This is a genomic window from Porphyrobacter sp. TH134 (assembly GCF_002855495.1).
GTDB lineage: Bacteria > Pseudomonadota > Alphaproteobacteria > Sphingomonadales > Sphingomonadaceae > Erythrobacter.
Genome location: NZ_PKRO01000104.1, coordinates 1 through 1071 on the forward strand (window position 1 = coordinate 1; position 1071 = coordinate 1071).

Here is a 1071-nt window from a genome sequence, read left to right on the forward strand (position 1 = left end):
GTCGGGGCTGCGCCCCTCCCTACGATCAGCCCAGACAACCGATCCTACCGGCCATCATAGTTGCCGCTCAACCGGCCATCGTAGTTGTCGCCGCGCATTTCCCGGTCATACGCCGATGTTGAAGGCGCGCAACTGGAACGCGGTCGGTGTGCAGGCCTCCTACATCATCGTGGAAGGCCTGACGCTTGAGGGGAACCGGGCCGAGATCACGCTCCAGCAGGCCCAGGCCGAGGCGAACAACCTCGCCAACCCGGTGACCAGCGGGAACGGGATCGGGATCACGCCGCCTCAGGAGAACCCCAACCAACGCCCGGCCCATGTCGTCATCCGCGGCAACGAGGTGCGCGATTTCCCCGGCGGCGGCATCTACGCGAGTGGTGCGGACTACCTCACCATCGAGCGCAACCGCGTCTATCGCAACGCCTGGTATGCGCCCTATGCCAACAGCGGCATATCGATCTATCAGCCGTGGAACTCCGACAATTCCACTGCCACCAAGATGATCATCCGCGAGAACGTGGCCTACGAGAACTACAACTTCATCCCGTTCTACTATTCCGATCCAGACCCAGCAAAACGCCGCGTGACCGACGGCAACGGGATCATCATCGACGATTTCCGCAACACCCAGCGCGGATCCGGGCTCGGCATCTATCCGGGCCGCGCGCTGATCGAGAACAACATCGTCTTCGACAACGGCGGGCGGGGGATCAACGTCTTCTCCAGCAACCGGGTCGACGTGATCAACAACACCAGCTGGCTCAACGCCCGCCACCCCGACATCGCCAGCGAGATCGCCGTGACCGATGCCGACGATGTGCAGGTGCTCAACACCATCCTGTTCGCGCGGCCCGACAAGCTGGCGAGCCAGATCTCCCGGGCAACCAATGTCGCCTTCAGCTTCAATCTCGTGTTTGGCGGGACGGGGTTTGCCGCCGGATCGGGCCAGAGTAACCTGACCGGTGATCCGCGCTGGTGGTGTAACTTCACGTCTGGAAATTCGTTTGGAGTTTGGTCTTTGAGCCCTTGCCGGGGCATGGCCCCGGCAAGGGCTGTCCGATCTGGTATTCC

1 protein-coding gene is annotated in these 1071 nt (G+C 62.4%); it reads left to right on the forward strand.

Annotated elements, in window-relative coordinates; all coding sequences use genetic code 11:
- Positions 1 to 115 precede the first annotated feature (115 nt).
- A partial coding sequence (locus tag C0V72_RS16130; RefSeq protein ID WP_172439077.1) for a right-handed parallel beta-helix repeat-containing protein occupies positions 116 to 1071 on the forward strand: 956 nt, incomplete at its 3' end.